The organism is Micromonospora sp. ATLC20, from assembly GCF_057196585.1.
The window spans coordinates 1-5,687 of sequence record NZ_JBXUOV010000267.1 but is presented as its reverse complement, the minus strand read 5'-3'; the positions used below and the strand labels follow the sequence as shown (position 1 = coordinate 5,687).

At 73.9% G+C, this 5,687-nt stretch carries 6 protein-coding genes; 3 read left to right on the top strand and 3 right to left on the bottom strand.

The features are described 5' to 3' along the window. Window positions 1-890, top strand: an 890-nt coding sequence (locus AC2CHG_RS29685; RefSeq protein WP_484526045.1) for an MBL fold metallo-hydrolase, incomplete at its 5' end; no start/stop codon positions are given. Between the two features lie 9 nt (window positions 891-899). Here the strand turns inward: AC2CHG_RS29685 and AC2CHG_RS29680 are convergent. The 3 genes from AC2CHG_RS29680 to AC2CHG_RS29670 are packed head-to-tail and all read right to left on the bottom strand — an operon-like array spanning window position 900 to window position 4,238. Beyond that, window positions 900-1,655, bottom strand: coding sequence for an FkbM family methyltransferase (locus AC2CHG_RS29680; RefSeq protein WP_262014984.1), 756 nt, complete (start codon window positions 1,653-1,655; stop codon window positions 900-902). A gap of 13 nt (window positions 1,656-1,668) precedes the next feature. Next, window positions 1,669-3,426 (bottom strand): alkaline phosphatase family protein, encoded by a 1,758-nt coding sequence (locus tag AC2CHG_RS29675; RefSeq protein WP_484526044.1) that lies wholly within the window; start codon window positions 3,424-3,426, stop codon window positions 1,669-1,671. Then, a complete protein-coding gene (locus AC2CHG_RS29670) occupies window positions 3,423-4,238 on the bottom strand; it encodes a CDP-alcohol phosphatidyltransferase family protein (RefSeq protein ID WP_262014901.1) in 816 nt (271 codons plus the stop codon). Before AC2CHG_RS29670 ends, AC2CHG_RS29675 begins: the two co-directional genes overlap by 4 nt. A 158-nt stretch (window positions 4,239-4,396) precedes the next feature. On the opposite strand from AC2CHG_RS29670, the gene AC2CHG_RS29665 reads away from it, so the two are divergent. Further along, on the top strand, window positions 4,397-4,909 hold the full coding sequence (locus AC2CHG_RS29665; protein WP_262014900.1) for an ArsR/SmtB family transcription factor: 513 nt from the start codon (window positions 4,397-4,399) through the stop codon (window positions 4,907-4,909). Window positions 4,910-4,941: 32 nt separating this feature from the next. Further along, window positions 4,942-5,687, top strand: a 746-nt coding sequence (locus AC2CHG_RS29660) for a serine hydrolase domain-containing protein (protein WP_484526043.1), incomplete at its 3' end; no start/stop codon positions are given.

Sequence of the window (5,687 nt, the reverse complement as noted above, 5' to 3'; positions counted from 1 at the left end):
CCGCCGGGCCGAGCCCCGTCGCCGCGCCGAGCCGCGCCGCCGGCGGTACGCGACGCGGCGGCGCGGTGAGCTTCCGCTGGTGGGGGACCTCCGGCTGGCGGATCGACATGGGGGACCGGACGGTGCTCGTTGACCCGTACCTGAGCCGGTACGACACCGGGCTGTTCCGGAAGCCGTTCAACCCCGACACCCGGCTGACAGTGGCCGCCGACGTGGTGGACCGGCTCGCCGACCGGGCGGAGAACGTCTTCGTCACCCACACCCACTGGGACCACTTCAACGACGTGCCGCACATCGCCGCCCGGACCGGTGCCCGGGTCTTCGGCACGCTCACCGCGTACCACCTCGGCCTGGCGTACGGGCTGCCGACCGGGCAACTGGCCCCGGTCAAGGGCGGCGAGGTGCTCGACTTCGACGGGTACACGGTGGAGGTGGTCGGCTCGCTGCACAGCCGGAATCCCACCTGGTCGATGGCCTTCCCCGGGGTAAGGGTCACCCGGCCGTCGCGTCCGGAGACGATCGCCGACCTGCCCGAGGGCGACACGCTGGCGTACCAGATCCGGATCGACGGCGGCCCGTCCGTGTTCTTCATGGGCGCCAGCGACTTCGACGAGCGCAAGCTGAGCGGACTCGCCCCGGACGTGGCGATGGTCGCCTCCGCCGCCACCACGGCGACCGCCGACTACGTGCCCCGGCTGATGGCCGCGCTGGACCGCCCGAAGGTCGTGGTGCCGGTGCACTGGGACAACTTCGAGACGCCGCTCACCAACCCGCCGACGGTCGCCGACAGCGACCGGGAACGCCTCGACGCCCTCGTCGCCGAGGTGCGCCGGGTCTCGCCGCGCAGCCGCGTGCTGGTGCCGGAGTACCACACCGCGTACCGATTCTGACGGCGTCGCTCAGGAGGCCGCCAGCCGGGCGTAGACGTCGCCGGAGCGACCGGCCGGGCGGTACGTCTCCAGCAGGCGTACCAGCCCGGCCGCGTCCAGCCACCGGTCACCGGCGAACCGCATGGTCTCCACCGGCGAGTAGTTGTAGCGGTAGCCGCCCGCCTTCGCGCCCAGCCGTTCCACCAGATCCAGCGCGGCCAGCGCGGAGTCGTGCGCGGGCGGCAGGTACTCGAACGACAGCCCGCGCACCGGACGGCTCAGCCCGGCCAGCACGTCGACCTCGAAGCCCTCGACGTCGACCTTGCAGAACGCCGGTACGCCGTGCCGCTCGATCAGGTCGTCCAGCGTCACCACCGGCACCTCGACCGACCGGTCCCAGCGGACCCCGGCGAAGCTCGGATCGGCGGTGACCGACTCGATCCACGACGACGACATGGTGGACACCGTCGGCGTCGCGCTGGACAGCTCCAGGCGTGCGCTCCCGGACCGGGCGCCGACAGCCGTCGGCTCGATCGTCACGCCGGCGTCCCGCCCGAAGCCCAGGCGCAGCACCCGCAGGCAGTCCGGCTGCGGCTCCACCGCGACCACCCGCGCGCCCAGCCGCCGCCAGGTACGCACCCGGCCGCCGACGTGGGCGCCGATGTCGAACCCGAGGTCGCCGGGGGCGAGGAACTGCCCGTAGAGCTGCCGGGCACGCCGGTGCTTGGCCGGTTGACCGTGGTAGACGGCCAGGGAACGGGTGATCCCCCAGGCCCGCGCGAGCATCGTCACGACATCCCTAACTGTGAGTGGTGGACTTCGGTCCGAACGCGTGCAGGAACCGGTCGCGGAACGACTCCATCGGCCAGACCGGGGCCTGCGGGTCGGGGTTGAGGCCGTCCTGCCAGCCCCACCCGGCGATGCGGTCGAGCACTGCCGGGTCCTTGGCGACGACGGTGATCGGCACGTCCTTGCCGGCGCCCTCGCCGGTGACCGCCCGGGCCGGCTGGTGGTCGCCGAGGAACACGAGCACCAGGTTCTCGTCACCGTAGCGCTGCACGTAGGAGATGAGCGTACGCAGCGTGTAGACCACCGACTGCCGGTACGCCTCCCGGGTGCCCTCCGCCGAGCGGTCGGCGCGCGCGGTCCCCTTGTAGACCGAGCCGTCGCCTACGTCGTCCCAGTCCACGAGCGGCGGCACCGGCGTCCACGGGATGTGGCTGGACAGCAACGGGATCTCGGCCATCACCGGCGCGTGGCCGGGGCCGCGCTCGCGGCGCTGGAACGTCGACAGCGTGTACTGGTCCGGCGGTGAGGAGAAGCTGAACAGCGGCCCCCGGTAGCCGAGTTCCTTCATGCCGTACACCTGGTCGGGGGAGAAGAAGTCGGCCTCCGGCCAGGCCCGGGTGAGCGCCGGCATGACCAGCGTGGTCCGCCAGCCGGCACGCTTGAACGCGCCGTTGAGGGTCAGGTGGTCGCTGCGTACCAGGTTGGTGTAGCGCAACTGGTTGTCCGCCCGGATGCCGCTCATCAGGGTGGCGTGCGCGAGCCAGCTCCCGCCGCCGGTGGTGGACGAGGTGAGGAAGGCGCTGCGGCTGCCGTATCCGGCGGCGCGCAACTGCCGGGTGCCCTCGTCCAGGACGGCGTCCACCTCCGGCGCGAGGTCCGGGTCCTCCAGCGCGACCCGGCCGTAGCTCTCCACGAAGGTGAACAGCACGTCCTTGCCGCGCAGCGCGGTCAGCAACTCGTCGCCCGGCACGTTCTGGAACGGGTCGCCGGCGAGCTGCGTGTTCAGCGTCTCCTGGTCGTTGAGGCCCGCCCGTACCTGCCGGGCCCGGTCGTAGAGACCGGCCGCCACCGTGTCGGCGGCGACCGGGACGCCCGGCACGATCTGCGCGCCGAGCACGGCGCAGACCACCCAGGCGGCGGCGAACGCGGTGGTCGCGCGCGCGGTAACCCGCCGGTGGCCGGCCACCACCCGGGTCAGCCGCCGCACCGACAGCGTCACCAGCAGCGGTACGGCGAGGACGGCGACCACTGCCAGCGCCACCGTGCCCACCTCGGCGGCCCGGCCGTACGACTCGGACAGGAACTCCGCGCCCGCACCGAGGAACGTCCAGTCGGCGATCAGGTCGAAGGGGCGGTCCAGGACCAGCGAGAACCCGAGGTCGGCGACCTTGAGGACGAGGACCAGACCGAGCAGCGCGCCGAGGATCGTGGCCACCACCCGGCGCGGACGTGGCGGCAGGACCAGCAGCAGGGCGACGGCGATCAGCCCTTCCACCGGGATGCGCAGGAACGCGCGGGGGGTGAACTCGTTGACCTCGCTCGGCGCGACGAGTGCCACCAGCACGAGCGCGGCGGCCAGCGCGGTGGCCGTAGCGGCGAGCACCCGCCGGGTACGCCGGCGGCCGGCCTGCCGGGCGTCGGCTGCATCGGCGTCCGGGGCGCCGCCGTCCTCGCGTGTGTCGGTGTCCGGAGTGGTGCGGTCCGGGACCCGGTCGCCCTCGGTCGTGGTGCCGGCGTCGTCGTCCGCCGCGCGGGACAGGTCGGTCACCGGTGCCGACCGCCGACCTCGGCGGGCTGCCGGGCGATCCGCGCGCCCGGCGTCCACTCGGGCCGGTGACCCGCCGGTGCGGGGGAGACCGGCGCGGCCGGGAGCGCGCGCGGCGCCGGCCGTACGCGGTGCCGCCACAACCAGGCGACGTCACGGCCGAACGACTCGACGAGCATCGCGAGCGCGCCGAGAAGCACCGCGACTGCGAGCAGCCGGGGCAGGACGCCCGCCGCCACCACCGCCAGCGCGATGCCCTGCGTGGCGGCCACCACCTTGCGCCAGTAGCGCGGCGGCAGCGAACCGCGCATCCACGGCAGCACCCAGCCGGCGGCGACGAAGACGTACCGCATCGCGCCGATCACCAGCACCCAGGCGCCCACCTGGTCGGCGACGTATCCGCAGAGGACCAGGACGAGGAAGGAGTCGACCTCCATGTCGAACCGGGCGCCCAGCGCGCTCACCGTGCCGGTACGGCGGGCCACCTGCCCGTCGACCCAGTCGAGGGACAGCGCCACGGCGCTCAGCACGACGAGCACCGGCACCACGATCGGCTCGCGGAACGAGTCGACTGTCAGCGCGGCCACGCCACCGGCGAGCGTCGCCCGGGTCAGCGTCACCCAGTCGGCCGGGCCGAGCCGGTCCGCGCCCGAGCGGCGCAGCCCGTATCCGAGCGCCGCGACCGTCACCACCCCGAAGAGCAGACCGGCCAGCCAGCCGTACGCGCTCAGGCCGACCGTGCCGGCCAGGGCCGCGAGTACGCCGACCTGGAGAATCGCCCCCGCGAATGGATCAGTTCGAAGTGCGGACACCATGCCTCCGAGGTAGACGTCACGAACCACACGTGTGTACGGAGAACATGCCCGAACAGTTCGTTCTGATGCCGGAAACGCGCCAGCGGAAGTAGTGACGCCGGCAGCTCCGCACGTTTGTTTGTTTGCACGTAAGTACGTACTTCCGTATCATCGCTGTCGTGGCAAGCGTGGAGGAACGGCTCGCGGCCCTGGAGGCCCAGGTGGCCCGGCTCGTCGGCGAGCGGGACGCGGGAGCCGGCGCGGCGACCGGCGAGGTCACGCCGGCCGACGCCCTCTGGGCGCTCGGCGGCCTGAAACAGCGGATTCCCGCCGACGGCACCGGGGCGGTGCTCTACACCGGCACCGTCCGCACCGGGGACCGGCACTACGACTGGCAGTACGGCTCCACAGTCGACGACCTGCTCGACGACGACTGGCCCGCTCTGGCCGGCACGCTTACGGCGCTGGCGCATCCGGTGCGGCTGCGGCTGCTGCGGGAGATCCTCGGCGGGCGGCACGGCACCGCCGAACTGGCCGACCTCGACGGGATCGGCACCACCGGTCAGCTCCATCATCACCTGCGGCAACTCGCCGCCGCCGGCTGGCTGCGCAGCGGTGCCCGCGGGCGCTACGACATCCCGCCCGAGCGGGTGGTGCCGCTGCTGGCCATCCTCACCGCAGCCCGCCGCTGATCCGGACTTCCACCCCGACGGAAGGCAGCACCATGCGTACCCCGATCGTTCTCGCCGTCGCCGCCGGCCTCGCCGCCACGGCCGTGGCCGCCGTCCGGAAGCCCCGGCCACCGCGCCTGGGCCCGCAGCAGACAGGCGACGCGGACCTGGCCGCGACGGTCCGGGCCGCCGTCGACGACACCGAAGGGCTGCGCGGCCTCGCGGTCGCCGTGATCGAGGGCGACCGGGTCCGCGTCGCGGGACTCGGCGACCGGGCCCGCGGCGGGCCGGCCGTCGAACCGGGCACTCCCTTCGAGATCGGCTCGATCGCCAAGCCGCTCACCGGGATGCTCCTGGCCCGGCAGGTGGCGGCCGGTGCGGTCGACCCCGACGACCGGCTGGCCGCCGTCCTGCCCGGCGTGACCGGTCCGGCCGGCGGCGTCACGCTCGCCGAACTCGCCAGTCACCGGGCCGGGCTGCCCCGGCTGGCACTCGACTCCACGGGTGCGACGATCCGCATGTGGTGGGCGGCGTCCACGGCCGGAAACGCGTACGCCGGCTACGACGTGGACCGGATCGTCGCCGTCGCCGCGAACACCGAGCCGGGCGGAGACCGCGGCACCGTCTCCTACTCGAACTTCGGCGCGGCGCTGCTCGGCCAGGCGCTGGCGGCCCGGGCCGGCGTCGGCTACCCGGAACTGCTGCGCCGGGACGTGCTGGGGCCGCTGGGCATGACCGCCACGCTGGCCGCCACCGAGGCCGGGCACCTGCCGGCCGGGCGGGCCGAGGGCGCCACCGC

What these genes read in the sequence shown, in the direction of transcription:
- AC2CHG_RS29670 (WP_262014901.1), bottom strand. Translation starts at nt 4,238, where the DNA reads ATGGTGTCCGCACTTCGAACTGATCCATTCGCGGGGGCGATTCTCCAG.
- AC2CHG_RS29680 (WP_262014984.1), bottom strand. Translation starts at nt 1,655, where the DNA reads ATGCTCGCGCGGGCCTGGGGGATCACCCGTTCCCTGGCCGTCTACCAC.